Source organism: Neorhizobium alkalisoli (genome assembly GCF_002968635.1).
Taxonomy (GTDB): domain Bacteria; phylum Pseudomonadota; class Alphaproteobacteria; order Rhizobiales; family Rhizobiaceae; genus Neorhizobium; species Neorhizobium alkalisoli.
The window spans coordinates 110,573-132,986 of the sequence record NZ_PVBN01000005.1 but is presented as its reverse complement, the minus strand read 5'-3'; the positions used below and the strand labels follow the sequence as shown (position 1 = coordinate 132,986).

Sequence of the window (22,414 nt, the reverse complement as noted above, 5' to 3'; positions counted from 1 at the left end):
TCAAATCATGGAAACGACGGATCATGACATCGAGAATGCCATCAGCGAGCGGTTGAAGAGGCTCAGAGGGCGGGCAGGTTTGACATTGGACGACCTGGCGAGCCGCTCCGGCGTCAGCCGTGCGATGATCTCGCGGATCGAACGGGCTGAGGCGAGCCCGACGGCGGCGCTGCTGGCAAGGCTTTCGGAGGCGCTCGGCCTTTCGCTTTCAGCCTTTTTCGCCGATGACGAGCCGGCAACCTCGCCCCTCAGTCGTCACGCCGACCAGCGGCTCTGGCGCGACCCGCATACGGGATATGTCAGGCGTTCGGTGTCTCCGCCCGGCACGCCGAGCCGGGTCGATATCGTCGAGGTGGATTTTCCCGCCGGTGCGCGGGTGAGTTTCCCGCCGCGCGAAGAGAGCCGGGTCATGACCCAGCACGTCTGGCTGTTCGAAGGCGTGCTGGAGATGATCATCGGCGAGACCGTCCACAGGCTCCATCCGGGCGATTGCCTTTACATGGATATCGGCGACGCCTTCGACTTTCACAATCCGTCCGACAGGCCGGCCCGTTACGCTGTCGTCCTCGACCGCGGCCGCTAGAACCCGAAAGAACCGAACATGACAAGCATCCGCATCATCAACGCAGACGAAACCCGCGCAAGCATATCGGATCTTTGCGAGGTGCTTTCCGACTGCATCAATGGCGGCGCTTCGCTCGGCTTCATGCTGCCGTTCGAACCGAAGGACGCGATCGGGTATTGGCACGAGATCGCCGATGCGGTGGCAAAGGGCAGCATCATCCTGGCGGTGGCCGAGGTGGACGGCAAGGTGGTCGGCACGGTTCAGGTGGGGCTTGCCTCGAAGCCGAACCAGCCGCACCGCGGCGACCTGATGAAGCTTCTCGTGCATCGTTCGGCGCGCGGGCTCCGCTTGTCGCGCAAGCTGATGGAGGCGGTAGAGGCGGAAGCAGCGTGCCGCGGCCGGACGCTTCTGGTACTCGATACAGCGACCGGCAGCGAAGCGGAAAGTATTTACCCGCGCTTCGGATGGGAGCGCGTTGGAGTCATTCCCGATTATGCCATGTGGCCGGAAGGCGGCTTCTGCGGCACGACGCTGTTCTACAAGCGGGTCGCCTGAATTTCATCCATCTTTCACTTGGACGAACGCATATTTCATGCGAGCCATTGGGAAGATGATGAGGAGGCTCGCATGCGACCGCCCGTATATGTTCTGGCCGGCCTGTCGCTCCTCTTGAGCGGCGGGATCTTCGGCTTCTTCTATGCTTGGGTCTGCTCGACCATGTGGGGCCTCGATGCGATCGATCCGGCCGTGGCGATCGAGGCGATGAAGGCCATGAACGCCTCGGTGCGCAACGTGGTTTTCGCACCGGCGTTTTTTGGTACGAGCCCGATCCTTTTGGTAACGGCTCTCCTTGCCGCTCTCTCGGGTTTCAGAGGTGCCGCAGTTGCTTTCGCGGTGGCAGGTGTCGTCTATCTGGTTGGAGGTCAGATCCTGACCATGAGCGTCAACGTGCCGATGAACGAGGCGCTTGCGGCCACCGCGACCCCGCCTGATGTAGATGCCGCAAGACGCGTTTGGCAGCAATATTCGCAAACCTGGCAGTTCTGGAATATCGTCCGCACGATCGCAAGCGGCATATGCCTTCTGCTGACGGGCCTCGGCCTTTTCCTGCTTGCCCGCGGCAATCCCGTCGCCAGTCGCACTGCCTGAGTGGAAGACGGGAGATGATAATAGCCTCGCATTCTCACATACGGCATCAATCTCATCTTCTGGTTATCGGAGATCGTCATGCGTGGGTTCCAGGTCGTCGGGATTCTGATCGGCATCTGGCTTGGCATCGCCGCTTCGGCGGCGGCTGAAGAGGTGCCGCAGTTCTCCGCATTTCCCGAGAAGATCTATGCCGGGCCGAACGCTCTGGTGAGGCTGGCGACGAAGGATGAGCGGAATTTCGCGACGCGGCTCCGGCGCGCGGTCAGCCAGCCGGCCAATTTCGCAGGCCACTATATTTTCGCCACATGGGGTTGCGGGGCTGAATGCCTCGGCGGCGCGGTCATCGATGCAAGAACCGGCAAGGTTGCATGGCTGCCCTATTCGGTCTGCTGTTGGGGCAAAGGCGAGCCATTCTCGTTCAAAAACGACAGCCGCCTGATCGTCTTTTCCGGTATTCTCAACGAGGAAAGCCCCAAGGGTGCGCATTTCTTCGAGTTCAGGAACGGAAAATTCAAACACCTGACGAGCCGTGCAGAGGACGGCTCGATCCTTTCCGGCATTCCGAAGCCGGCGAAATAGGCGACGTCTGCCCCCCTTTATGCGTCTGACGGGTCAGTGACCGGATTTGAGCGTGCGCTCGAAAGTCTGCATGATGAGGCCGATAAGCTCTTTGTGGATATCGGTTCGCAACCGAAGTCCATCCTCCTCGCAGATCGGATCCGGATCACCGATCGAATCCAGGAATTCCGCAGCACCTTGCTTGCAGACGGGCAGGAAGCTGAAATGGTCGGAATTGTCCACCTGCGCATAGGCGGCATTTGGGATCTGTTTGACCAGCTTGTCCGCACGCACTGCGACCGGGATCTTGCCGGTACTGCCAAGGTTGATGATGGTCAGCGGGATATCGATGCCTTTCAGGCTTTCCGGTTTGAAGGCTGCAGCAAGACCGGGATCGACCACGACCGCCGAAACGATGCGCGGATCACGGTTCGATTGTTCGAAACGGGCCTTGTCGATGGTCCTGAGATCGAGCTTTTCGACCGTGACCGGCTCGTTGTTGGCGAAACCTCGACCGCCCTGGAACCAGCGGCAATCCATCATCATCGCGTAGTCTTCGCAATAGCGAATATAGGCATCGAGATCGGCGCGGGCGCCGGCCAGTTCCATGGCCGTGCTGCCGCCAAGCGAAAAGCCGAGGACGCCGATGCGGTCCTTGTCGATCGAGGGCTGCCAACGAGGGTCGTTGGTCAGTGCGGTGATGATGGTCGAAAGATCCTGCGCGCGCTCCCAGATCTTCGGCGTAGCAGCCGGCGTGGAATCACCGCTCGTCGTGCCGGGATGGTTCGGACCGGCAACGATGAAGCCTGCTTCGGCCAGTTTCGTGGCGATCCAGGCCATTCCTTCTACTCGTGAGCCGGAGCCGTGGGAAAGCAGCACGAGCGGAAAGCGGCCCTTCTCGATCGTGGCATTCTTCGAAGCGGACATGCCTTCAAAGACCCTGTTTTGCCCGATCACGATCGGCTCACCGTCGCCTTTCGAAGGATAGAAGACCGTGACGTCGAGGGCCGCGCCACGCGCCGGCGAGGCGATGCTGACATTCTGCACGCCGGCAGGATTGCCGGCAAAGGCAGGGACGCTGGCATATAGAAGAGCGATAAAAGCAAAGGTCAGTCGCATGGGAACCTCGTTCGGTTGGAGAAGCGATGACTGACCTTTCGAAAAATATAGAATCTGTTCGACCTCGATCATGTTCGAGGGCGTCCTTGAACATGATCTGGTCCTGTCGTCTCAGGTGCCCAGCCTTCTATTCTGCCGGCGCCGGCCGCCGCCGTTCCGTCAGGAAATAAAGGAAGGCGAGGACTGGAAGCGCAAGGCCCAGCATCGAGGCGAGCAGCCAGCCGCCCTCCGCAAACGCCCAGGCGCCGACGGCCGAGCCGACCGCGCCGCCCATGAAGAAGGTCGCCATGAAGAGACCGTTCAGGCGGCTGCGCAGATCGGCGCCGAGCCCGTAGATCGCGCGCTGGCCGATGACGAGCGTCATCGTTACGCCGAAGTCCAAGAGGATCGCGGCAAATGTCAGGAGCGCAAGCGCAATGGTGGATCCCTCCGGCGCAACGTGGGTGATCAGGAAAGCGATTGCGACGGCCACGATGCCGAAGATCGTGGCCGGGCGGCCGAGATCCCGGTCCGCAAGACGTCCCGCGATGGGCGAGGCAATCGCTCCCGCGACGCCGGCAAGGGCGAAGAGCGCGATGCCCGCCTGGCTCAGCTGGAAGGCGGGGCCGGCGAGGACGAGCGGAGTGACCGTCCAGAACAGGCTGAAGGCGGCGAACTGGCAGGCCTGGTAGAAAGCCCGGCGGCGCAGCACCGGCTGGGTGGCGTAGAGGTGGCCCATCGACGCGATCAAGGCAAAATAGGAAAGTTTCGTTTGCGGCGCCCGTTTCGGAAGGCGCGTGGCAAGCACGAAGCCGAGCAGGACCATGACCGCTGCGGAGACAAAAAAGACAAGGTGCCAGGAGGAATAGCGGGCAATGAAGCTGGAGACCGGCCGGGCCATCATGATGCCGACCATCAGTCCGCTCATGACATTGCCGACCACCCGGCCGCGATGGGCATCCGGGGCGAGGCTCGCGGCAAAGGGTACGATCATCTGCACGGCAGTGGAGGCAAGCCCGATTGCCAACGAGGCGGCTAGAAAGGGGACGACCGCCGTCGAGAGGCCGGCGGCGATCAACGCCACCGTAGCTGCGGCAATCATGGTCACGATCAGCCGGCGGTTTTCGAGAAGGTCGCCGAGCGGCACGATGAGCAGCAGGCCAAGGCCGTAGCCGACCTGGGTCAGCGTGACGATGAAACCGGTTGCATGCGCCGGGAGACCGATGGACGCAGCGATGGGACCGGCGAGCGGTTGGGAATAGTAGAGATTGGCCGCGATCAGGCCGCAAGCCGCGGCCATGATGAAGGTCATGCTGGCCGACATGGCGGAGGGAGCGGCCGGGCTGACCAGAGTTGCTGTATTGCTCGTCATGAAAAGCTCCTTGGGAGGAAAGGATCGAGTAAATCAGTCGAGAAGTTTCATGGCCGCGTCGATGACGGCGAAGGCGCGGTCCCGGTCCGGTCCGGTCTTGCCGAGCACCCGCAGGCCCTGGGTGACCGAGAGCATGAGGCGGGCCGTCGCTTCCGCGTCTATCGTCTTCGAGATCGAGCCGTCAGCTTGGCCTTCGCGAATGAGGTGCTCGAACAAAGCCTCGCTGCGCGCCATCGACCGACCGACGCGCTCGGCTGCCTCCGCATCATAGACCGCAAGCTCTATCGCCGTCCCGACCACTAGACAGCCCCGCCTTCCGCTTTCGCCATGCGAAGCCTCCGCATAGAAGCGCAGCATGCGAAAAACCTTGTCGCGACCATCGGAACCGACGCCGATTTCCTGATCGAGAAGTGCGTTGCGGACTTGCTTATAGCGGTCGAAAGCGGCCAGAAAGATCGCCTTCTTGTCCTTGAAGGCCTTGTAAAGACTGCCGGCCGTCAGTCCCATCGCCTCCTTCAGTTCCGAGATCGAGGCGGCATGATAGCCACGCTCGGAAAAGACGACGATTGCCTTGTCGAGCGCTTCGTCGATCGCGAATTGCCTGGGGCGGCCCGGTAGGCGTGTCGTTGCGTCCATGTTCATCGCGAAAGGTCACAATTGGAGAACGTTCGTTTCCAAATAGGTTCCAAGTTGGCTTTCGTCAAGAATATTTCAGAGATTTCGCCGCGCCGCGCCGCCGGCCTCGGCGAAATATTCGGGAACACCTCGCCAATGAAGCGGTTAACTCACTGTCACCAACCCACAAGCTGGAGGACAGACATGAGCAAAAGCGACGTGAAAGAAGCGGTAAAACGCGCCGAGCGGCAGGTTGAGAATACCAGCGGCGGCGGCCACCTTGGCGGTACCTATTACGGCCAGGAGCCGGACGGCAAGACCGCTTCGACCAACAGCAATGTCGGCAAGGCCCGTCCGAATACTGGCAGCGACTGAGATCGCGCATCCGCGTCACAACGACATCGGTTCTGGAAGCCCCGCCGCGTGCGGGGCTTTTTGCATTGAAATCCTGCTGCCGCTAAAAAAGACGCAAGATCTGTCGGGAGAGACCGGGCTCGGACGTCATAGGTTCACGGAGCCGTATGGGTGAGGCCAGCGGATCCATGTTTCGAACCTGTGGAAAGGGGAGTGGCATGAGCAATAATTATCGATGGGTCATCGTCTTTGCGGGGGCCCTGATGGGCTGCGTCGCCATCGGCACGATGTTTTCACTCGCAATCTTCCTGGAGCCGATTGCCACGACGACCGGTTGGTCGCGTGCCGGTATTTCCAGCGCCATGACATTAAATTTCATCGTCATGGGTCTTGGCGGTTTCATGTGGGGGGCAGCCAGCGACCGCTATGGTGCACGCATCGTCGTGCTGATCGGAGCCCTGTTGCTTGGGCTGGCCCTGGTGCTGGCAAGTCAGGTGGAGAGCCTGCTGGCGTTTCAGTTGGTCTACGGCTGCCTCGTGGGATTGTCGGCAAGCGCCTTCTTTGCGCCGATGATCGCCGTGACCATGGCCTGGTTTGACGAGCACCGCAGTCTGGCCGTCTCGCTGGTTTCGGCCGGCATGGGCATGGCGCCAATGACGATCTCACCCTTTGCGCGCTGGCTGATCTCCGCCTATGACGACTGGCGCATCGCCATGCTCCTGATCGGCGTGGGTGCGTGGATCCTGCTGCTGCCTACGGTGTTCCTGGTGCGCAATCCGCCAGTCGCGGCGGCTGCCGGTGCGGCAGCGGCGCCAGGTGCGGATCGTGCGGACATTCCGCTCTCTCGCGTGTTCCGTTCGCCGCAGTTCCTGGTGCTTGCCTTTACGTTCTTCGCCTGCTGCGCTGCCCATTCAGGCCCGATCTTCCACATGGTCAGCTATGCCATGTTCTGCGGCGTCGGACCGATGGCAGCCGTCAGCATCTACAGCGTCGAGGGTGCCGCAGGTCTCGGGGGCCGCATTCTTTTCGGTGTCCTCGCCGACAAGCTGGGCGTCAAGCCGGTATTGATCGGCGGGCTGTTGATCCAGGCGGCAGTGATCGCAGCCTATACAATAGTAAGTGATCTCACCCAGTTCTACGCGCTGGCGGTGATTTTCGGCGGCACTTACGGCGGCGTGATGCCGCTTTATGCCGTCTTGGCGGGTGAATATTTCGCGGCCAAGATTCTGGGCACGGTTCTCGGTGCCGTGACCATGCTGTCCGCAATCGGCATGGCCTTCGGGCCGCTGGCCGGCGGCTGGGCCTTCGATCAGTTCAACAACTACAACTGGCTGTTCATCGGCTCCGCGCTGGTGGGCCTCGGCGCTGTTCTCATCGCCCTTGCTTTCCCGCCGTTGCCGAGCCGGCTGAAGCTTCAACCGGCATAGCTGCTGGCGCAAAGTTTTCCTCTAAAGAAAAAGCCCGGGATCCCCGGGCTTTTTGAGCATCAATGGTCTGCTAAACTCTTGCGGCTCTTCGATCGAGCGGGCGCCGGCGAAGGTTCGGCGGCTTCCTTTTCAAGGCGAAGCAGCCTCAGTTTCTCGGTTTTCTTTTCCCGCTGATTGGCTTCCGCGGCAATGATGGCGCGGGCTGTCTGGTCGGTAGCGGCGGCCTTGTCACGCGCGGAAAGCTTGGTGGGATTGAAGAATTCGTCCTTGGTTGCAGTCATGGGAATCTCCTCCTTCCTTATGGATGTCCGAGCAGTGAACGGATATCAGCGCGCCGGACGCGCGACTTTCTTCGGTGCCGGCAGCAGGCCTTCGCGCTGCATCTTCTTGCGCGCGAGCTTGCGGTAACGCCGCACGGCTTCCGCCTTTTCGCGAACGCGCTTTTCGGAAGGCTTTTCATAAGCGCTCCGTGCCTTCATTTCGCGGAAGACGCCTTCGCGCTGCATCTTCTTCTTCAGCACCCGAAGTGCCTGGTCGACATTGTTGTCTCTAACTAGAACCTGCAAACTATTTCCTTTCCATAGCGGGCAAAACCCCGCGTTCTATCAATGGGTTGAAATTACTTTCCGATACGCATGCGTGACGGCTTGAGCCACGACCCGCCGGGCGCTTCCCGCGAGGCCTCGCCTTTGACGGCGGAGGTTGAGGTCGCCGACGCGTCGATATCGCTCGCAACGATACGACGTTCGAAGTTTTCGTTATCGAAACGAACCCGATACTGACGCTCGCCCCGATCAGCCGCCGGAAGCAGCCCGACGATACGGCATGTCCGGTCGCCGGTGGCTGTGCGGGTCAAGCCCGCCTTCAAGACGATGATATCGTCGATGGCATAGACGTTTGGGCTCATCATCTTCTCCTTCAGACCCGGCCGAAGCCAGGCAAAAACAAAAAGGCCGGGCGTTACCCCGACCTCTTCCCGTCATTCAAGCGCTCGCTGCCAGTACATCCGTGGTCAGCCGAGGCGAATGACATCCTTATGCGGCCCGCAGATTGTCGGCCGAGCTCTTACCAGACTTGCGGTCGCGAACGATCTCGTAAGAAATCTTCTGACCTTCCGTCAGGGAGGACATGCCGGCACGTTCGACAGCGGAAACGTGAACGAAAACGTCCGTCGCGCCATCATCGGGCTGAATGAAGCCAAAACCCTTGGTGCTGTTGAACCACTTTACGGTACCAGTATTCATAACGATTTCCTTTCAATCGCTAGCGTTATCGGACAGTATTTCGTCCGCATTGATCGATATTTGAGAGGAAATCTGACGGAGCGCGAGGCTCTTTGACAAAGGTCGCAAGCAATTTTCGATGACAGCAATATATGCCTTATCGCCAGATAATCAATGCTGGGCGGCCAATTTAATTTTTCGCGGCCTTGTTGCGGGGGAAGATTTTCTACGGCAACTTGCTGATTTAACACCGTAATATTGGCAAGTCGGATTCTCTCCGACCGGATCGTTGATCATCACCGGCGGCAAGAGCCTGGAATTTTTTCCAGGCTCCGTTCGTCGTGTTCCGGATCAGAGCGCGCCGTTGCGCTGCTGCGTCATCATATAGGTGTCGTAGCTGTATTCAGCAACCTGAGCCCAAAGATAGGCATCCTTCTTGAAGGCCTGCTGGCTGTCGTAGAGTTTCTTGAAGGACGGGCTCCTGGCCGAAAGGTCCGCATAGGTTTCCATCGCCGCCTTGAAGCAGACATCCATGATCTCGCGGCTGAAGGGCTTCAGGATGGCGCCTTCGGCAACCAGCTTCTTCAATGCGGTCGCGTTGTGGGCATCGTAGTTGGCGAGCATGGTGTTGTTGGCGGAGGCGCAGGCATTGGCAAGGATCTGCTGGTAGCTCTTCGGCAGGTTCTTGAACTTCTCCAGGTTGAAGAAGGCGTGCATGGCCGGACCACCTTCCCACCACGCCGGATAGTAGTAGTACTTGGCCACCTTCACGAAGCCGAGTTTCTGGTCGTCATAGGGGCCGACGAACTCAGTCGCGTCGATCGTACCCTTTTCGAGCGCCGCATAAACGTCGCCGCCGGCGATCTGCTGGGGTGTGACGCCGACCTTCTGCATGACTTGGCCGGCGAGGCCGGCGATGCGCATCTTGAGCCCCTTGAGGTCGTCGATGGAGTTTATTTCCTTGCGGAACCAGCCGCCCATCTGCGTGCCGCTGTTGCCGGCCGGAAGCGCATAGAGATTGCGGGGCGCAAGGAACTCGTTGATCAGGTCGTTGCCGCCACCGGCTGTGAACCAGGCGTTGGTCATCCGGGCATTGAGGCCGAACGGAATGGCTGTTCCGAGCGCGAAAGCCGGATCCTGCCCGATATAGTAATAGGAACAGGTGTGCGCCATTTCGACCGTGCCATTGGCGACCGCATCGGCAGCCTGCAGGCCGGGCACGATTTCGCCGGCGGCGAAGATCTGGATGGTGAACTTGCCGTCGGTGGCGTTCCTGACGCTCTCGGCGATCTCGTTGGCAGCGCCGAAGATGATGTCGAGGCTTTTCGGGAAGGAGGAAGTCAGTCGCCAGGTAATGGTCGGGTTTTCCTGGGCAATCGCGGGGGCGGCGAGCACTGTTGCCGCGGCAGCACCCGTTCCGGCGGTCGCGGCCTGCCGTAAGAAATGTCTGCGATCCATGGGTTCCTCCTGCTTGGCCTGGGAGATTGAAGCTGAAACCCGTGTTCTACCGCTCCAGAGCCGATCCGCAAGCAGCAAGCGAATATAAAAAGCCCGGAGGTTCGCTCCGGGCTTCCTGTAAATCGGCGTGAGCCTGACGATTACAGCGTGCCTTTGCGCTGCTGCACCATCATATAGGTGTCGTAGGTGTATTCGGCGATCTGGTTCCAGAGATAGCCGTCCTTCTTGAAGGCCTGCTGGCTGTCGTAGATCTTCTTGAAGGCCGGGTTCTTGGCGGTCAGTTCCGCATAGACCTCCTGGGCAGCCTTATAGCTCGCGTCGAGGATTTCCTGGCTGAAAGGCTTCAGGATCGCACCTTCTGCCACGAGTTGCTTCAGCGCCTTGGCATTCTGTGCATCGTAGCGGGCGAGCATGTTCTGATTGGCGTTGGCGCAGGCATCCTTCAGCATGCGCTGATAGCTTTTCGGCAGAGCCTTGAACTTTTCCAGATTGAAAAAGGCGTGTACGGCCGGGCCGCCTTCCCACCAGGCGGGATAGTAGTAGTATTTCGCGACCTTGACGAAGCCGAGTTTCTGATCGTCATAGGGGCCCACGAATTCGGTCGCGTCGATGGTGCCCTTCTCGAGAGCTGCATAAACGTCGCCGCCGGCAATCTGCTGTGGCGTAACGCCGAGCTTCTGCATGACCTGACCCGCGAGACCGGCAATGCGCATCTTTAGGCCGTTCAGGTCGCTTACCGTATTGATTTCCTTACGGTACCAGCCGCCCATCTGGACGCCCGTATTGCCTGCCGGCAGAGCGTAAAGATTGTAGCCGGCGAGAAACTCGTTGATCAGCTCGTTGCCGTCGCCGACCGAAAACCAGGAATTGGTCTGCCGGGCGTTGAGGCCGAAAGGGACCGCCGTGCCGAGCGCGAAAGTCGGATCCTTGCCGATGTAATAATAGCAGCACGTATGCGCCATTTCGACGGTTCCACTGGAAACGGCGTCCGCGGCCTGCAGGCCCGGCACGATTTCACCGGCGGCGAAGGGGTGGATGGTGAAGTTGCCGTCGGAGGCTTCCTTCACGCTCTCGGCGATCTCGGTGGATGCCGTGAAGAGGACATCGGTATTTTTCGTGAAGGACGACGTCATCCTCCAGGTGATCTTCGGATTTTCCTGGGCGATAGCTGGTGCGGCAAGCGCGGTCGCAGCGGCGGCGCCCACGCCGGCGGTCGCTGCCTGCCGGAAGAAATGTCTGCGATTCATCGGAATAATGCCTTGTTGACTTTGGGAGGTGCGCGGAATTCGCCCGCGCGGCCGCTCTTAATCCTTTAATTTCTGGAACAGCAAGCGGAAAATCCTGAAGATTGCGATGCGATACGGTCTTTCTTTCCAGATATTGCGTTGATTGCCCGCGCGGCAGGCGCCGTTCCTTGCCGCCAAAAACCGCTTGAACTTTTCCGATCAGGGCTTAGATTAGAATTATTCTAAACAAAGGATTCCCATGTTCGGCCGCCTGCTACCCACTTCCAAGCGTTCGTTTGAATCGCTGAGCGAAGAGGAAATTCTCGCCCTTGCCATCGCCTCCGAGGAGGAAGATGCCCGCATTTACTTGTCCTATGCGGACAGCCTCAGAGAGCAGTATCCCGCCTCGGCCAAGGTTTTCGAGGACATGGCGGAGGTCGAGCAAACCCACAAGAATTCCTTGATCGAGATCTTCCGCTCCCGTTTTGGAGAGAGAATTCCCCTGATCCGGCGTGAGCACGTGCGTGGCTTCTACGAGCGAAAGCCGGATTGGCTGCGCAAGAACCTGCCGCTGGAGACGGTCAGGGCGCAGTCTGAAGCCATGGAGAGCCAGGCAGCGCGTTTTTATACGGAGGCAGCCAAGCGCATTTCCGACGCATCGACGCGAAAACTGCTCGGCGATCTCGCGCTTGCGGAGCAGGGACACGAGGATATTGCCCGGATGCTCGACGAGAAGCACACACCTGGCGAAGTGAAATCGGAAGAGGATGCAACGGCCCACCGCCAGTTCATTCTCACTTACGTGCAGCCGGGTCTCGCCGGGCTGATGGACGGCTCCGTATCGACCCTGGCGCCCATCTTCGCCGCCGCTTTTGCGACCGGCGATACCTGGTCGACCTTCCTGATCGGTCTTTCCGCCTCCGTTGGCGCCGGCATTTCCATGGGATTCACCGAGGCCGCCCATGACGACGGCAAGATTTCCGGCCGCGGTTCGCCCATCAAGCGCGGGTTCGCATCCGGGATTATGACGGCGATCGGCGGTCTCGGTCACGCCCTGCCTTATCTTATTCCGCATTTCTGGATCGCAACGACGATCGCTGCAGTGGTGGTGTTCGTCGAGCTGTGGGCGATCGCCTTCATTCAAAACCGCTACATGGAGACGCCTTTCATGCGGGCCGTTTTCCAGGTGGTGTTCGGTGGCTCGCTGGTGCTGGCGGCGGGCATCCTGATCGGGAATGGGTGAGGAACGGTCGGGCAAAGCCCGAGCAATCGATCCAGTGAATCGATTGCAGCGACGAACGCCCTGAGCCCAAGCGAAGCGCCGGGCGCCGGGCGCCGGTGCGCAAGCGCGACTTCTGCTGCTTTCCACAAACAAAAACCGCCTGCGATCATCCGATCACAGGCGGTTCGTATCCGAGTGAAAATCCAGCCGACTACTTCAATGCGCCGACGAGCAGATCCTTGCCATTTTCGATGCTGACCCAGCGGCCGGTATTGAAAGACGCCTGGCGCTTCAGGAAGGTGTAACGCGTCTGGTACCACGGTTTGACCTGGTCATCGAGATTGTCGAGGACGAAGTCTCCCTCGGAGGTCCGAAGGGTCAGGACCGCATGACCCTCGCCATCGGGCTTGCGGACGACCGTCATCAGCAGATCCGACAGTGCAAATCCGCGGGCCACCAGTTCCTTGCGCTTTTCGAGGGCGAAGTCCTCGCAGTCGGCGAAGTTGGTCGGATAGCTCCAGACTTCTTCGCGGCCATAGACCTGCTTGTCGGTCTTGGCGATGTAGCGGGCATTTACTATCTGGTTGATCTGACGGACGATCGCCCAGCCTTTGGCGCTGACTTTGGGAGCCGGAGCGGAGCGGCTCTTGACCGAACATTCCGCCTGATACTTCTGGCAAAATTCATAATGCCCGATCGGCTGGGAGGTAATTGCTCCGGTAACCATGGAAGCTATCGGCCGTGGGGCCGGCACTGCTGCACTCACTGGTACAAGTACACTAACTAGGATCACGGCAAGCCGCCGTGCCTGCAAGGCTATCATCATGGACCCGTCCCTTCAAATCCTAACGAAAAGTTAAGGTCTGAACGGTGGCTGAGTCAATCATTCAGCCTTTGTTAATCTTCGGGGATCACTTCTTATGGTTAAGGCTGCATCATTTTTGCCTCAGCCCAAAATTTGATCATTCATTATTAGGTTCCGAACCGCGGCCCGCAGTTTCTCGATATCCTGGGGGCGGGATAGCCGGTGATCGCCGTCGCGGATCAAGGTCACGACGACATCGTCGGCGGGCAGGAATTCGACGAGCTTCAGGGCGTGCTGGTAGGGAACGTCGGGGTCTTTCATGCCCTGCAGGATATGGACGGGGCAACCAGTTTCGATAATGCCTGTCATCACCAGGTTCCGGCGGCCGTCCTCGATGAGGTCGCGGGTATAGATATTGGGCTCCGGGCTGTATTCGGACGCTTCCTCGAAATAACCTCGCTCGGAAAGGGATTGCCGCTGTGGCTCCGTAAGGTGGGGTTCGATGAGTTCGGCGGTGAAATCCGGTGCCGGCGCGATCAGCACGATCCCGTCGATCTTCGGCGCCCGTTTCCGGCTCTTCAGTTCCTGCACGAGGCGCAGCGCGATCCATCCGCCCATGGAAGAGCCGATCAGGACAATGCGTTTCGGCTTGATGTTGTTGAGGACGGCGATTGCCTCTTCCAGCCACCGCGAGATTGTTCCGTCCCGGAAGACGCCGCCGGAGGCTCCGTGTCCGGAATAGTCGAAGCGGATTGCCGAAAGTCCGAGTTCTCGCGCCAGTGCCTCGATCTCCATTGCCTTCGTGCCGGACATGTCCGACCGGTATCCGCCGAGCCAGACGAGGGCCGGACCCACGGCTTTCTTTTTCGCCGGACGATGGAGAATGGCAATCTCGCGGGCGGATGGACCCGCGCCCACGGCGATCCTCATTTCAATGGTGTTGGCTGCGGCCTCTGTCATGGTGGTTTCCTCGGTCCTGGCGCCGCTTATAAAACAGATTCGCCGCCTGCCGACAGCAGGTGATTTTTCTATGACGATATGCTATTGACTTCGCGCGAGTGATCACGACATTGCCCTCGGTCGCATGCCGGGCGAGCAAAAGTCGTCGCTTGCGTTCCGAAACAACATGGAGAATACGACCATTCGCAGACCATTCAAAGCCGATGCCCCCGTCAAGGAGGGGCCGCGCTCCAACAGGGAAATTCGCATTCCCAAGGTCCAGCTTATCGATGCCGAAGGACAGAACCTCGGTGTGGTTCCGACCGACCAGGCTCTCCGCATGGCAGAAGAGGCCGGCCTAGATCTCGTCGAGATCTCGCCGAACACCGAACCGCCGGTGTGCAAGATCCTCGACCTCGGCAAGCTGAAATATGCGAACCAGAAGAAGGCGGCCGAAGCCCGCAAGAAGCAGAAGATCGTCGAAATCAAAGAAATCAAGATGCGCCCCAACATCGACACCCATGATTATGAGGTGAAGATGAAGGCGATGAACCGCTTCTTCGAAGACGGCGACAAGGTCAAGGTGACGCTGAAGTTCCGCGGCCGTGAAATGGCCCACCAGGAGCTCGGCATGAAGCTTCTGCTTCAGGTAAAGGACGACACCACGGAAATTGCCAAGGTGGAAGCCGAACCGAAGCTCGAAGGCCGCCAGATGATGATGGTGCTGGCGCCGAAATAAGCGCCGGTCACCCGCCTGCTTGCGGATTACCGGCAGTCCAGCCGGGTTTTTACCGCGCTTTCTTTCCCCATTGCGCTTTTGACCGACTGCGGTTATAAGCGCGCGTCCGAACGGTCCGGCAGGGCATGCCGTGGCCGTTCTAAATGCTTGAAGCCAGCCTCGTCTGCCGGTTTCGATACAAGAATGGAGTAGCAAAATGCCCAAGATGAAGACGAAGTCCGCTGCCAAGAAGCGGTTCAAGGTCACTGCAACCGGCAAAGTCGTTGCAGCCGCCGCCGGCAAGCGCCACGGCATGATCAAGCGGTCCAACAAGTTCATCCGCGATGCACGCGGAACGATGATCCTTGCCGAACCAGATGGCAAGAAGGTTATCAAGAACTACCTGCCGAACGGTCTCTGAGACCCCTCGTCACTTTTGGATCAGTTAAGGAGATCATGATATGGCACGCGTAAAACGGGGCGTCACTTCCCGCGCCAAGCACACCAAGACTTTGAAGGCAGCCAAGGGCTTCTACGGCCGCCGCAAGAACACGATCCGCGCAGCCAAGGCCGCTGTGGATCGCTCCAGGCAGTTCGCCACGCGCGACCGCCGCGTCAAGAAGCGGAATTTCCGCGCCCTGTGGATCCAGCGCATCAACGCTGCCGTCCGCGAATTCGGCCTCACCTATGGCCGCTTCATCGACGGCCTCAACAAGGCCGGCATCGAAGTCGACCGCAAGGTTCTGTCCGACATGGCAATCCATGAGCCGGAAGCATTCGGCGCTCTGGTTGCCGCTTCCAAGAAGGCGCTGGAATACCTCAAGGACGCCGGCACCACCAACGAGTTTGAAAGCGCGGTTCGTTAACCAGCGCTTCCCAAGCTTATTGCTTTACTGATTTTGGGAAACCCGCGCTGGTTACGGCTGGCGCGGGTTTTTCTTTTGCCCGTCACGACCTCGCCCTATACCTCGCCGAGTATCAAACGGAAGAAATCATGTCCGATCTGGAAAACCTGAAAACCTCGCTTCTGGCGGAAATCGCCGGTGCCGGCGACGAGGCGGCGATCGAGGCCGTACGCGTCGGTGCCCTCGGCAAGAAGGGCTCCGTCTCCGAGCTTTTGAAGACATTGGGCTCGATGTCGCCGGAAGAGCGCCAGACGCGCGGAGCGTCGATCAATGCGTTGAAGAATGAGATCACCGACGCGATCACCACCCGCAAGACGGTGCTGAAGGATGCTGCGATCGACGCCCGGCTGAGAGCGGAAACGGTCGACATATCTCTGCCGGTGCGATCTTCGCCCGCCGAGCGCGGACGCATCCATCCGATCAGCCAGATTGTCGACGAGATCACGGCGATCTTTGGCGATATGGGCTTCTCGATCGCCGAAGGTCCGGACGTCGAGACCGACTACTACAACTTCACGGCGCTCAATTTCCCGGAAGGTCATCCTGCCCGCGAAATGCACGACACCTTCTTCTTCCAGCCCGACGAAAACGGCGAGCGCAAGGTTTTGCGCACCCATACCTCGCCGGTGCAGATACGCACGATGGAAGCTGAGAAACCGCCGATCCGGATTATCATTCCGGGCAAGACCTATCGCCAGGACAGCGACGCCACGCACTCGCCGATGTTCCATCAGGTCGAGGGGCTGGTCGTCGACCGCAAGTCGCATGTCGGCCACATGCGCTGGATCCTGGAGGAATTCTGCAAGGCGTTCTTCGAAGTGCCGTCAGTGACGATGCGCTTCCGCCCGTCCTTCTTCCCGTTCACAGAGCCGTCGTTCGAGGTGGACATCCAGTGCGACCGCTCCGGTCCGATCGTCAAGTTCGGCGAGGGCACCGACTGGATGGAAATTTTAGGCTGCGGCATGGTGCACCCGAACGTGCTGAAGGCCGGCGGGCTGGACCCCGACGAGTTCCAGGGTTTTGCCTGGGGCATGGGCCTCGACCGTATCGCGATGCTGAAATATGGCATGCCGGACCTGCGCGACTTCTTCAACGCCGATGTCCGCTGGATGAACCACTACGGCTTCCGCCCGCTCGACATGCCGACGCTGTTCGGCGGTTTGAGCGCTTAAGGGAGGATTGACACATGAAATTCACGCTTTCCTGGCTGAAGGATCATCTGGAGACGGATGCCACCCTCAATGAGATCTGCGAGCGCCTGACGGCGATCGGCCTTGAAGTCGAGGACGTCGACGACAAGGCGGCCTACAAGCCTTTCGTGATCGCCAAGGTCGTTTCCGCCGAAAAGCATCCGTCCGCCGACCGGCTGAAGGTGCTGATGGTCGATGCCGGTGACGGCAAGCCGGTGCAGGTCGTCTGCGGCGCGCCGAACGCCCGCGCCGGCCTGGTCGGTGCGTTTGCGAAACCTGGCACCTATGTTCCAGGCATCGACGTGACGCTCGCCGTCGGCAATATCCGCGGCGTCGAAAGCCACGGCATGATGTGCTCGGAAAAAGAGCTCGACATGTCGGACAATCACGAGGGGATCATCGATCTGCCAGAGGATGCGCCGGTCGGCACGCCCTTCGCCTCCTATGCGGGCCTCGATGACCCGGTCATCGAGATCAACCTGACGCCGAACCGTCCGGATTGCACCTCGATCCATGGTATCGCGCGCGATCTCGCCGCCGCCGGCCTCGGCACGCTGAAGCCGCGGGCGAAACCGTCCTTCAGGACGGAAGGCGAGACCTCCGTCGGCCTCAAGATCGTGCTCGACGATGAACGACTTTGCCCTGGCTTCGGCCTGCGCCTCGTGCGCGGCGTCAAGAACGGCCCGAGCCCCGTCTGGATGCAGCAGCGGCTGAAGGCAATCGGTCTTCGCCCGATCAATGCGCTGGTCGACATCACCAATTACATGACCTTCGACCAGGGCCGGCCGATGCACGTCTTCGACGCCGCCAAGGTGAAGGGTGGCCTGACTGTGCGGCGTGCATTGGAAGGTGAGAACGTGTTGGCGCTCGATACGCGCGAGTACAAGCTCAACCCGAACAACGTCGTCATCGCCGACGAAGACGGTGTCGAGTCGATCGGCGGGATCATGGGCGGCGAGCATTCCGGCTGCGACGAGAATACGACCGACGTGCTGATCGAAGGCGCTCTCTGGGACCCGATCAACATTGCCAAGACCGGTCGTTCTCTCGGCATCATCACCGATGCGCGCTATCGGTTCGAACGGGGCGTCGATCCGGAATATATGGTGCCGGGTCTCGAGCGCACGACCGAGCTGGTGCTGCAGCTCTGCGGCGGTACGGCGGCGGAAGCAAAAGTCGTCGGCTACAGAGGCCATCAGCCGAAAGTGGTCGATTTTCCCTTCTCGGAGGTAAAGCGTCTGACGGGGCTGGAGGTCTCGACGGAGGAAAGCCGGCAGATCCTGACCCGTCTCGGTTTCACCGTGCAGGGATCGGGCGAGCGCGTTTCTGTGACCGTTCCTTCCTGGCGGCCGGATGTGGATGGTAAGGCCGACCTTGTGGAAGAGGTCATGCGCATCCACGGCGTCGACCAGATCAAGCCCGAGCCGATCGACAAGCTTTCGAGCGTCAACGCCAAGATTTTGACCATCCTGCAGGTGCGCACCCGCACGGCCAAGCGGGCGCTCGCTTCCCGCGGCATGCTGGAGGCGGTCACCTGGTCCTTCATTCCCGAGGATCAGGCCAAGCTCTTCGGCGGTGGCCAGCGCGAATTGAAGCTCGCAAACCCGATCGCGGCCGATATGTCGGACATGCGGCCGTCGCTTCTGCCGGGCCTGCTGACGGCCGCGCAGCGCAATGCCGACAAGGGCTTTGGCGACGTGGCGATCTTCGAGGTCTCCGGCACTTATGAGAACGACAAGCCGGAAGGCCAGCGGCGTGTGGCCGGCGGTGTACGTCGCGGCACGGCCTCGCTGAACGGCGCCGGCCGTTCCTGGTCGAATGCGGCCAAGGGCGGTGGTAAGCCGGTCGATGTCTTCGACGCGAAAGCCGATGCGCTGGCCGTCGTCGAGGCCTGCGGCCTACCGATGACCAATGTCCAGATCGAGAAGGGCGCGCCGGAATGGTATCATCCCGGCCGCTCCGGCACGATCAAGATGGGCCCGAAGGTCGTGCTCGGCTATTTCGGCGAATTCCATCCGAAGACGCTGGGTTCTCTTGATGTCTCCGGCGCGCTGTGCGGCTTCGAAATCTTCCTCGATGCCATGCCGGAGCCGAAGAAGAAGGCCACCCGCACCAAGCCACCGCTCGAGCTTTCGCCCTTCCAGGTGGTGAAGCGCGACTTCGCTTTCGTCGTGGGAAGCGATGTGGAAGCCGGCGCGATCGTCAAGGCGGCTACGAGTGCCGACCGCAAGCTGATTACGGGCGTCAATGTCTTCGACATCTTCGAAGGCGCGTCGCTCGGCGAGGGCAGGAAGTCGGTGGCGATCGAAGTGCTGATCCAGCCGGTCGAGCGCACGCTGACCGACGAGGACTTCGAGACACTGACGGCCAAGATCGTCGCCAATGTCGAAAAGACGACAGGCGGCGTTTTGCGCGCCTGAAACGGGTGGTCTGAATCACTCTTGAAAGATAGCCTGTTCCTTCGGGAGCAGGCTTTTTGCTGGAGGGACGATGCGCGTACCAGGATCGATGAAGGGGCTGGAGGAACTCGGCCGCGTCAGGTTGTCAAAGAATTTCTTCTTTCGCGATTTCCTGTTTTCCGAGATCGCCAACTTCTACGGCATTCCTAACATTCCGGAAGATCCGGATCTGGCGATAGAGGCCGGCCGTCATCTTTGCGAAGAACTGCTGGAGCCGCTCCAGGCGACATTCGGCAGGCTGCACCTGCGCTCCGGTTACCGGTCGGCCGAGGTCAACGAATTTGGCAACCGAAACAACCTTAACTGCTCATCCAACGCCAACACGGCGGCAGACCATATCTGGGACCGGCGTGACGCCAAGGGCTTCATGGGCGCCACGGCCTGTGTCGTGGTGTCTTGGCTGATTGATAACTACGAGCGGGAGGGCGATTGGCAGAAGCTCGCCTGGTGGATACACGATCACCTGCCTTATTCGTCGATCATGGTCTTTCCGAAGCTCTGGGCGATGAACATCCAGTGGCACGAAAAGCCGGCGCGCCGTATCCGCAGCTTTGCCGAGCCGCGCGGCGTGCTCACCAAGATCGGCATGGCCAACAACGAGGGTGACCATTCCGAAGCCTATGCAGGCTTTCCCGAGCTGAAACGATAATCCGCAGGCCGTCAGGAATGTAGGTAGTAAAGCTTGTTGACGATCATCCAGCGTCCGTCGATCTTCAGGAGTGAGAGATAGTCGGAAAAGCGCATGCCGGCGAACTCGTCGACCACTTTCACGGTCGCGGCGTCGCCGGTAACGTCGAGCGCCTCGATCTGGATGAGGGGCTGGGTATCGGCGGGCGCGGCGCCTTCCGAGGCAATCGCAGCGATAAAGTCGTCAAGCGACAACCATTCGACGGTGCCTTCGTAATTGCCGATGATGCAGGCCTTCGGGTGGAAAGCCTTGCGAAGTGCCCCTTCATGGGCAAACGTCATCCCGTCAACATAAAGATGGACGACCGCCTGGACTGCCTGTTCTTCCGACATGTCCGTACCTCCTGAAAGAAGTATAGCGCGGAGTCAAAGCCAGTCCAGACGGGCGCTATCACCGCTTCGGGGTCCAGGCCGCCGCCTGCTGCCCGTAGCGTGCGCCGGAAAATTTCTCAGGCGCCAGCATGTCTCCCAGCGTTTTTATCTCCTCCGCCGAGAGCGCGATCTCCGTCGCCGCGACGTTCTGTTCGAGATGCGGAATTTTTCGTGCGCCCGGAATAGGTACAATGAAATCCCCCTGATGCAGCACCCAGGCAAGCGCAAGCTGTGCAGCCGTCACGCCCTTGTCGGCGGCCATCTCCTCAAGCAATTTCACCACAGCAGCGTTGGCCGCCATGTTCTCCGCGCTGAAGCGGGGAAGCGAGCTGCGGAAATCATTTGCGCCGAACTGGTCGGGGCTCTGGATCTTGCCGGTCAGGAACCCGCGGCCGAGCGGGCTGAAGGGAACAAAACCGATGCCGAGCTCGCGGCAGGTATCGAGGATCTCGCCCTCCGGATCGCGCGTCCAGAGCGAATACTCGCTCTGCAGCGCCGAGATCGGATGCACCGCATGGGCGCGGCGAATGATGTCGGCTCCCGCCTCGGAAAGCCCGAGCGCCCTTACCTTGCCCTCTTTTACGAGGTCCGCCATGGCGCCGACGGTATCCTCGATCGGGACATCCGGATCGACGCGGTGCTGATAGAAGAGGTCGATGACTTCGATGCCGAGCCGCTTGAGCGATGCTTCCGCCACGTCGCGCACATGTTCCGGCCGGCTGTCGAGGCCGGACATGGCACTGGAATCTTTCTTTTCCGGATCGATCCGGAAGCCGAACTTGGTCGCGATCACGACCTTGCTGCGGAACGGTTTGAGGGCACGGCCGACGAGTTCCTCGTTGACGAAAGGTCCATAGACTTCCGCGGTGTCGAAGAATGTCACGCCGACCTCCACGGCCCGGTGCAGGGTTCGGATGGATTCCTGTTCGTCCTGGCCTCCATAGGCATGGCTCATGCCCATGCAGCCGAGGCCGATTGCAGAGACGTCGAGTTCTTTTCCGAGCTTCCTCGTTTTCATGGGGATTCTCCTGTGCGAGCGGAATAACGGCAGGCGCGGGGTGCCGGGATATCAGGCGCCTGCTTCGTTGAGCAGTTTCATCTGGTCGTCGGAAAGCTTGAGATTGCCGGCGGCAATGATCGCGTCGAGTTGATCGACACTGGTGGCGCTGGCGATCGGTGCGGTGACGCCCGGCCGCTGAATGAGCCAGGCAAGCGCGATCGAGGCATGTTCGGTATTGGTCTCGACGGCCACCTCATCGAGAGCGGCAAGGATGCGGTAGCCCTTGTCGTTGAGATAGGTAAGCGCGCGGCCGCCGCGGGCCTTGCCTTCCGCATCCGACTTATCGCGGTATTTGCCGGTCAGGAAGCCCGAGGCGAGGCCGAAATAGTTGATGACGCCGATATCCTCCCGGATGCAGAGGTCGGCAAGCGGTCCTTCGAAGGTGTTCCGGGTATAGAGGTTATATTCCGGTTGGAGCACATCGTAGCGGGGTAGGCCGGATTTTCCGGCAACGTCGAAAGAATCCTGCATCATCTTGGCGTCGTAGTTAGAGCAGCCGATCGCGCGGATCTTGCCCTGTTCCTTGAGCTTCGCGAAGGCGCCGAGCGTTTCCTCATGAGAGGTAGTCTCATCGGGCCAATGGGCGAGATAGAGGTCGATATAATCCGTCTGCAGGCGGCGTAGCGAATTGTCGGCTTCTTCGAGGATCCACTTGGCCGAGAGGTCTCTCTTTCCCTGACCCATGTCCGAGCCAACCTTGGTGACGATGATCGCCTTGTCGCGCGAGCGCCCGCTTTTCTTCAGCCATCTGCCGATGATCGCCTCCGACTCTCCGCCCTGATGGCCGGGGACCCAGCGGCTGTAGGCATCGGCGGTGTCGATCGTGTTGAACCCCCCGTCGAAAAAGAGGTCGAGCATATCGAAGGAGGTTTTCTCGTCCGCTGTCCAGCCGAACACGTTGCCTCCGAAAACGACAGGGGAAATGGAAAGGCCCGTCCGGCCGAGTGCGCGCAGCTCCATGACATTTCTCCAAAATTTCTAGATGAGCGGATAGGTGTAGGAAAGGAACCCG

27 protein-coding genes are annotated in these 22,414 nt (G+C 60.1%); 13 read left to right on the top strand and 14 right to left on the bottom strand.

Going from position 1 to position 22,414, the window contains the following annotated elements; all coding sequences use genetic code 11:
* Positions 1 to 7 precede the first annotated feature (7 nt).
* The 4 genes from C5L13_RS12995 to C5L13_RS12980 all read left to right on the top strand — a co-directional run bounded on the left by C5L13_RS12995 (position 8) and on the right by C5L13_RS12980 (position 2,293).
* The gene (locus C5L13_RS12995) at positions 8 to 583 is read left to right on the top strand and encodes a helix-turn-helix domain-containing protein (RefSeq protein WP_105383946.1); all 576 of its coding nucleotides are present in this window, start codon (positions 8 to 10) and stop codon (positions 581 to 583) included.
* Positions 584 to 601: 18 nt separating this feature from the next.
* Positions 602 to 1,120: a GNAT family N-acetyltransferase gene (locus C5L13_RS12990; RefSeq protein WP_105383710.1), complete on the top strand. Its 519-nt coding sequence runs from the start codon at positions 602 to 604 to the stop codon at positions 1,118 to 1,120.
* 72 nt (positions 1,121 to 1,192) lie between these two features.
* The gene (locus tag C5L13_RS12985) at positions 1,193 to 1,714 is read left to right on the top strand and encodes an anthrone oxygenase family protein (RefSeq protein ID WP_105383709.1); all 522 of its coding nucleotides are present in this window, start codon (positions 1,193 to 1,195) and stop codon (positions 1,712 to 1,714) included.
* Positions 1,715 to 1,792: 78 nt separating this feature from the next.
* Positions 1,793 to 2,293, top strand: coding sequence for a hypothetical protein (locus C5L13_RS12980; protein ID WP_105383708.1), 501 nt, complete (start codon positions 1,793 to 1,795; stop codon positions 2,291 to 2,293).
* Positions 2,294 to 2,326: 33 nt separating this feature from the next.
* On the opposite strand, the gene C5L13_RS12975 is transcribed toward C5L13_RS12980, so the two are convergent.
* The 3 genes from C5L13_RS12975 to C5L13_RS12965 form a co-directional block, all read right to left on the bottom strand.
* The gene (locus tag C5L13_RS12975) at positions 2,327 to 3,391 is read right to left on the bottom strand and encodes an alpha/beta hydrolase family protein (protein ID WP_105383945.1); all 1,065 of its coding nucleotides are present in this window, start codon (positions 3,389 to 3,391) and stop codon (positions 2,327 to 2,329) included.
* Positions 3,392 to 3,518: 127 nt separating this feature from the next.
* The gene (locus C5L13_RS12970; protein WP_105383707.1) at positions 3,519 to 4,742 is read right to left on the bottom strand and encodes an MFS transporter; all 1,224 of its coding nucleotides are present in this window, start codon (positions 4,740 to 4,742) and stop codon (positions 3,519 to 3,521) included.
* 33 nt (positions 4,743 to 4,775) lie between these two features.
* Positions 4,776 to 5,378 carry a TetR/AcrR family transcriptional regulator gene (locus tag C5L13_RS12965; protein WP_105383944.1) on the bottom strand — a complete coding sequence of 201 codons (603 nt, stop codon included), beginning with the start codon at positions 5,376 to 5,378 and terminating at the stop codon, positions 4,776 to 4,778.
* Positions 5,379 to 5,561: 183 nt separating this feature from the next.
* Here C5L13_RS12965 and C5L13_RS29000 point away from each other — a divergent pair, with 183 nt between their 5' ends.
* Both C5L13_RS29000 and C5L13_RS12960 read left to right on the top strand, forming a co-directional pair.
* A complete protein-coding gene (locus tag C5L13_RS29000) occupies positions 5,562 to 5,732 on the top strand; it encodes a hypothetical protein (protein WP_170117263.1) in 171 nt (56 codons plus the stop codon).
* Positions 5,733 to 5,929: 197 nt separating this feature from the next.
* Complete coding sequence (locus tag C5L13_RS12960; protein ID WP_105383706.1) at positions 5,930 to 7,138, top strand: MFS transporter; 1,209 nt, start codon at positions 5,930 to 5,932, stop codon at positions 7,136 to 7,138.
* 59 nt (positions 7,139 to 7,197) lie between these two features.
* Here C5L13_RS12960 and C5L13_RS12955 read toward each other — a convergent pair whose 3' ends face one another.
* The 6 genes from C5L13_RS12955 to C5L13_RS12930 all read right to left on the bottom strand — a co-directional run bounded on the left by C5L13_RS12955 (position 7,198) and on the right by C5L13_RS12930 (position 11,066).
* Complete coding sequence (locus C5L13_RS12955; RefSeq protein WP_105383705.1) at positions 7,198 to 7,419, bottom strand: hypothetical protein; 222 nt, start codon at positions 7,417 to 7,419, stop codon at positions 7,198 to 7,200.
* A gap of 45 nt (positions 7,420 to 7,464) precedes the next feature.
* Complete coding sequence (gene rpsU / locus C5L13_RS12950) at positions 7,465 to 7,704, bottom strand: 30S ribosomal protein S21 (protein ID WP_105373873.1); 240 nt, start codon at positions 7,702 to 7,704, stop codon at positions 7,465 to 7,467.
* A gap of 53 nt (positions 7,705 to 7,757) precedes the next feature.
* Complete coding sequence (locus C5L13_RS12945) at positions 7,758 to 8,045, bottom strand: cold-shock protein (protein WP_105383704.1); 288 nt, start codon at positions 8,043 to 8,045, stop codon at positions 7,758 to 7,760.
* A 127-nt stretch (positions 8,046 to 8,172) separates the two neighbouring features.
* Complete coding sequence (locus tag C5L13_RS12940) at positions 8,173 to 8,382, bottom strand: cold-shock protein (protein WP_007770461.1); 210 nt, start codon at positions 8,380 to 8,382, stop codon at positions 8,173 to 8,175.
* Between the two features lie 330 nt (positions 8,383 to 8,712).
* The gene (locus C5L13_RS12935) at positions 8,713 to 9,819 is read right to left on the bottom strand and encodes a TRAP transporter substrate-binding protein (RefSeq protein WP_105383703.1); all 1,107 of its coding nucleotides are present in this window, start codon (positions 9,817 to 9,819) and stop codon (positions 8,713 to 8,715) included.
* 140 nt (positions 9,820 to 9,959) lie between these two features.
* Entirely contained in the window at positions 9,960 to 11,066 is a 1,107-nt protein-coding gene (locus C5L13_RS12930; protein WP_105383702.1) for a TRAP transporter substrate-binding protein, read from the bottom strand.
* A gap of 238 nt (positions 11,067 to 11,304) precedes the next feature.
* Here C5L13_RS12930 and mbfA point away from each other — a divergent pair, with 238 nt between their 5' ends.
* The gene (mbfA, locus tag C5L13_RS12925; protein WP_105383701.1) at positions 11,305 to 12,288 is read left to right on the top strand and encodes an iron exporter MbfA; all 984 of its coding nucleotides are present in this window, start codon (positions 11,305 to 11,307) and stop codon (positions 12,286 to 12,288) included.
* A 190-nt stretch (positions 12,289 to 12,478) separates the two neighbouring features.
* On the opposite strand, the gene C5L13_RS12920 is transcribed toward mbfA, so the two are convergent.
* Together C5L13_RS12920 and C5L13_RS12915 are read right to left on the bottom strand one after the other, a co-directional pair.
* Positions 12,479 to 13,093 (bottom strand): transglutaminase-like cysteine peptidase, encoded by a 615-nt coding sequence (locus C5L13_RS12920; RefSeq protein ID WP_105383700.1) that lies wholly within the window; start codon positions 13,091 to 13,093, stop codon positions 12,479 to 12,481.
* Between the two features lie 120 nt (positions 13,094 to 13,213).
* Positions 13,214 to 14,032, bottom strand: a complete 819-nt coding sequence (locus tag C5L13_RS12915; protein ID WP_105383699.1) for an alpha/beta hydrolase — start codon at positions 14,030 to 14,032, stop codon at positions 13,214 to 13,216.
* A gap of 181 nt (positions 14,033 to 14,213) precedes the next feature.
* On the opposite strand from C5L13_RS12915, the gene infC reads away from it, so the two are divergent.
* The 6 genes from infC (at position 14,214) to C5L13_RS12885 (ending at position 19,932) form a co-directional block, all read left to right on the top strand.
* Positions 14,214 to 14,750, top strand: coding sequence for a translation initiation factor IF-3 (gene infC / locus C5L13_RS12910; protein WP_245422982.1), 537 nt, complete (start codon positions 14,214 to 14,216; stop codon positions 14,748 to 14,750).
* Positions 14,751 to 14,946: 196 nt separating this feature from the next.
* Positions 14,947 to 15,150, top strand: coding sequence for a 50S ribosomal protein L35 (gene rpmI / locus C5L13_RS12905; RefSeq protein ID WP_046793986.1), 204 nt, complete (start codon positions 14,947 to 14,949; stop codon positions 15,148 to 15,150).
* 40 nt (positions 15,151 to 15,190) lie between these two features.
* Positions 15,191 to 15,595 (top strand): 50S ribosomal protein L20, encoded by a 405-nt coding sequence (gene rplT, locus C5L13_RS12900; RefSeq protein WP_007751833.1) that lies wholly within the window; start codon positions 15,191 to 15,193, stop codon positions 15,593 to 15,595.
* Between the two features lie 128 nt (positions 15,596 to 15,723).
* Positions 15,724 to 16,806: a phenylalanine--tRNA ligase subunit alpha gene (gene pheS, locus C5L13_RS12895; RefSeq protein ID WP_105383698.1), complete on the top strand. Its 1,083-nt coding sequence runs from the start codon at positions 15,724 to 15,726 to the stop codon at positions 16,804 to 16,806.
* 14 nt (positions 16,807 to 16,820) lie between these two features.
* Positions 16,821 to 19,244 (top strand): phenylalanine--tRNA ligase subunit beta, encoded by a 2,424-nt coding sequence (pheT, locus tag C5L13_RS12890; protein ID WP_105383697.1) that lies wholly within the window; start codon positions 16,821 to 16,823, stop codon positions 19,242 to 19,244.
* A 70-nt stretch (positions 19,245 to 19,314) separates the two neighbouring features.
* Positions 19,315 to 19,932 carry a hypothetical protein gene (locus tag C5L13_RS12885; RefSeq protein WP_105383696.1) on the top strand — a complete coding sequence of 206 codons (618 nt, stop codon included), beginning with the start codon at positions 19,315 to 19,317 and terminating at the stop codon, positions 19,930 to 19,932.
* 11 nt (positions 19,933 to 19,943) lie between these two features.
* Here C5L13_RS12885 and C5L13_RS12880 read toward each other — a convergent pair whose 3' ends face one another.
* From C5L13_RS12880 to C5L13_RS12870, 3 genes are read right to left on the bottom strand one after another with little or no spacing between them, the layout of a single operon-like run.
* A complete protein-coding gene (locus C5L13_RS12880; RefSeq protein WP_105383695.1) occupies positions 19,944 to 20,303 on the bottom strand; it encodes a nuclear transport factor 2 family protein in 360 nt (119 codons plus the stop codon).
* 58 nt (positions 20,304 to 20,361) lie between these two features.
* Complete coding sequence (locus C5L13_RS12875; RefSeq protein ID WP_105383694.1) at positions 20,362 to 21,360, bottom strand: aldo/keto reductase; 999 nt, start codon at positions 21,358 to 21,360, stop codon at positions 20,362 to 20,364.
* 51 nt (positions 21,361 to 21,411) lie between these two features.
* Positions 21,412 to 22,362, bottom strand: coding sequence for an aldo/keto reductase (locus tag C5L13_RS12870; RefSeq protein ID WP_105383693.1), 951 nt, complete (start codon positions 22,360 to 22,362; stop codon positions 21,412 to 21,414).
* Between the last annotated feature and the right edge of the window lie 52 nt (positions 22,363 to 22,414).

What these genes read in the sequence shown, in the direction of transcription:
- rpmI (WP_046793986.1), top strand. Translation starts at nt 14,947, where the DNA reads ATGCCCAAGATGAAGACGAAGTCCGCTGCCAAGAAGCGGTTCAAGGTC.
- C5L13_RS12930 (WP_105383702.1), bottom strand. Translation starts at nt 11,066, where the DNA reads ATGAATCGCAGACATTTCTTCCGGCAGGCAGCGACCGCCGGCGTGGGC.
- C5L13_RS12935 (WP_105383703.1), bottom strand. Translation starts at nt 9,819, where the DNA reads ATGGATCGCAGACATTTCTTACGGCAGGCCGCGACCGCCGGAACGGGT.
- C5L13_RS12985 (WP_105383709.1), top strand. Translation starts at nt 1,193, where the DNA reads ATGCGACCGCCCGTATATGTTCTGGCCGGCCTGTCGCTCCTCTTGAGC.
- rplT (WP_007751833.1), top strand. Translation starts at nt 15,191, where the DNA reads ATGGCACGCGTAAAACGGGGCGTCACTTCCCGCGCCAAGCACACCAAG.
- C5L13_RS12920 (WP_105383700.1), bottom strand. Translation starts at nt 13,093, where the DNA reads ATGATGATAGCCTTGCAGGCACGGCGGCTTGCCGTGATCCTAGTTAGT.
- C5L13_RS12995 (WP_105383946.1), top strand. Translation starts at nt 8, where the DNA reads ATGGAAACGACGGATCATGACATCGAGAATGCCATCAGCGAGCGGTTG.
- C5L13_RS12970 (WP_105383707.1), bottom strand. Translation starts at nt 4,742, where the DNA reads ATGACGAGCAATACAGCAACTCTGGTCAGCCCGGCCGCTCCCTCCGCC.
- C5L13_RS12885 (WP_105383696.1), top strand. Translation starts at nt 19,315, where the DNA reads ATGCGCGTACCAGGATCGATGAAGGGGCTGGAGGAACTCGGCCGCGTC.
- pheS (WP_105383698.1), top strand. Translation starts at nt 15,724, where the DNA reads ATGTCCGATCTGGAAAACCTGAAAACCTCGCTTCTGGCGGAAATCGCC.
- C5L13_RS12960 (WP_105383706.1), top strand. Translation starts at nt 5,930, where the DNA reads ATGAGCAATAATTATCGATGGGTCATCGTCTTTGCGGGGGCCCTGATG.
- C5L13_RS12955 (WP_105383705.1), bottom strand. Translation starts at nt 7,419, where the DNA reads ATGACTGCAACCAAGGACGAATTCTTCAATCCCACCAAGCTTTCCGCG.
- C5L13_RS12980 (WP_105383708.1), top strand. Translation starts at nt 1,793, where the DNA reads ATGCGTGGGTTCCAGGTCGTCGGGATTCTGATCGGCATCTGGCTTGGC.
- C5L13_RS12990 (WP_105383710.1), top strand. Translation starts at nt 602, where the DNA reads ATGACAAGCATCCGCATCATCAACGCAGACGAAACCCGCGCAAGCATA.
- C5L13_RS12940 (WP_007770461.1), bottom strand. Translation starts at nt 8,382, where the DNA reads ATGAATACTGGTACCGTAAAGTGGTTCAACAGCACCAAGGGTTTTGGC.
- pheT (WP_105383697.1), top strand. Translation starts at nt 16,821, where the DNA reads ATGAAATTCACGCTTTCCTGGCTGAAGGATCATCTGGAGACGGATGCC.
- C5L13_RS12875 (WP_105383694.1), bottom strand. Translation starts at nt 21,360, where the DNA reads ATGAAAACGAGGAAGCTCGGAAAAGAACTCGACGTCTCTGCAATCGGC.
- C5L13_RS29000 (WP_170117263.1), top strand. Translation starts at nt 5,562, where the DNA reads ATGAGCAAAAGCGACGTGAAAGAAGCGGTAAAACGCGCCGAGCGGCAG.
- C5L13_RS12880 (WP_105383695.1), bottom strand. Translation starts at nt 20,303, where the DNA reads ATGTCGGAAGAACAGGCAGTCCAGGCGGTCGTCCATCTTTATGTTGAC.
- mbfA (WP_105383701.1), top strand. Translation starts at nt 11,305, where the DNA reads ATGTTCGGCCGCCTGCTACCCACTTCCAAGCGTTCGTTTGAATCGCTG.
- C5L13_RS12945 (WP_105383704.1), bottom strand. Translation starts at nt 8,045, where the DNA reads ATGAGCCCAAACGTCTATGCCATCGACGATATCATCGTCTTGAAGGCG.
- C5L13_RS12915 (WP_105383699.1), bottom strand. Translation starts at nt 14,032, where the DNA reads ATGACAGAGGCCGCAGCCAACACCATTGAAATGAGGATCGCCGTGGGC.
- C5L13_RS12975 (WP_105383945.1), bottom strand. Translation starts at nt 3,391, where the DNA reads ATGCGACTGACCTTTGCTTTTATCGCTCTTCTATATGCCAGCGTCCCT.
- C5L13_RS12870 (WP_105383693.1), bottom strand. Translation starts at nt 22,362, where the DNA reads ATGGAGCTGCGCGCACTCGGCCGGACGGGCCTTTCCATTTCCCCTGTC.
- C5L13_RS12965 (WP_105383944.1), bottom strand. Translation starts at nt 5,378, where the DNA reads ATGGACGCAACGACACGCCTACCGGGCCGCCCCAGGCAATTCGCGATC.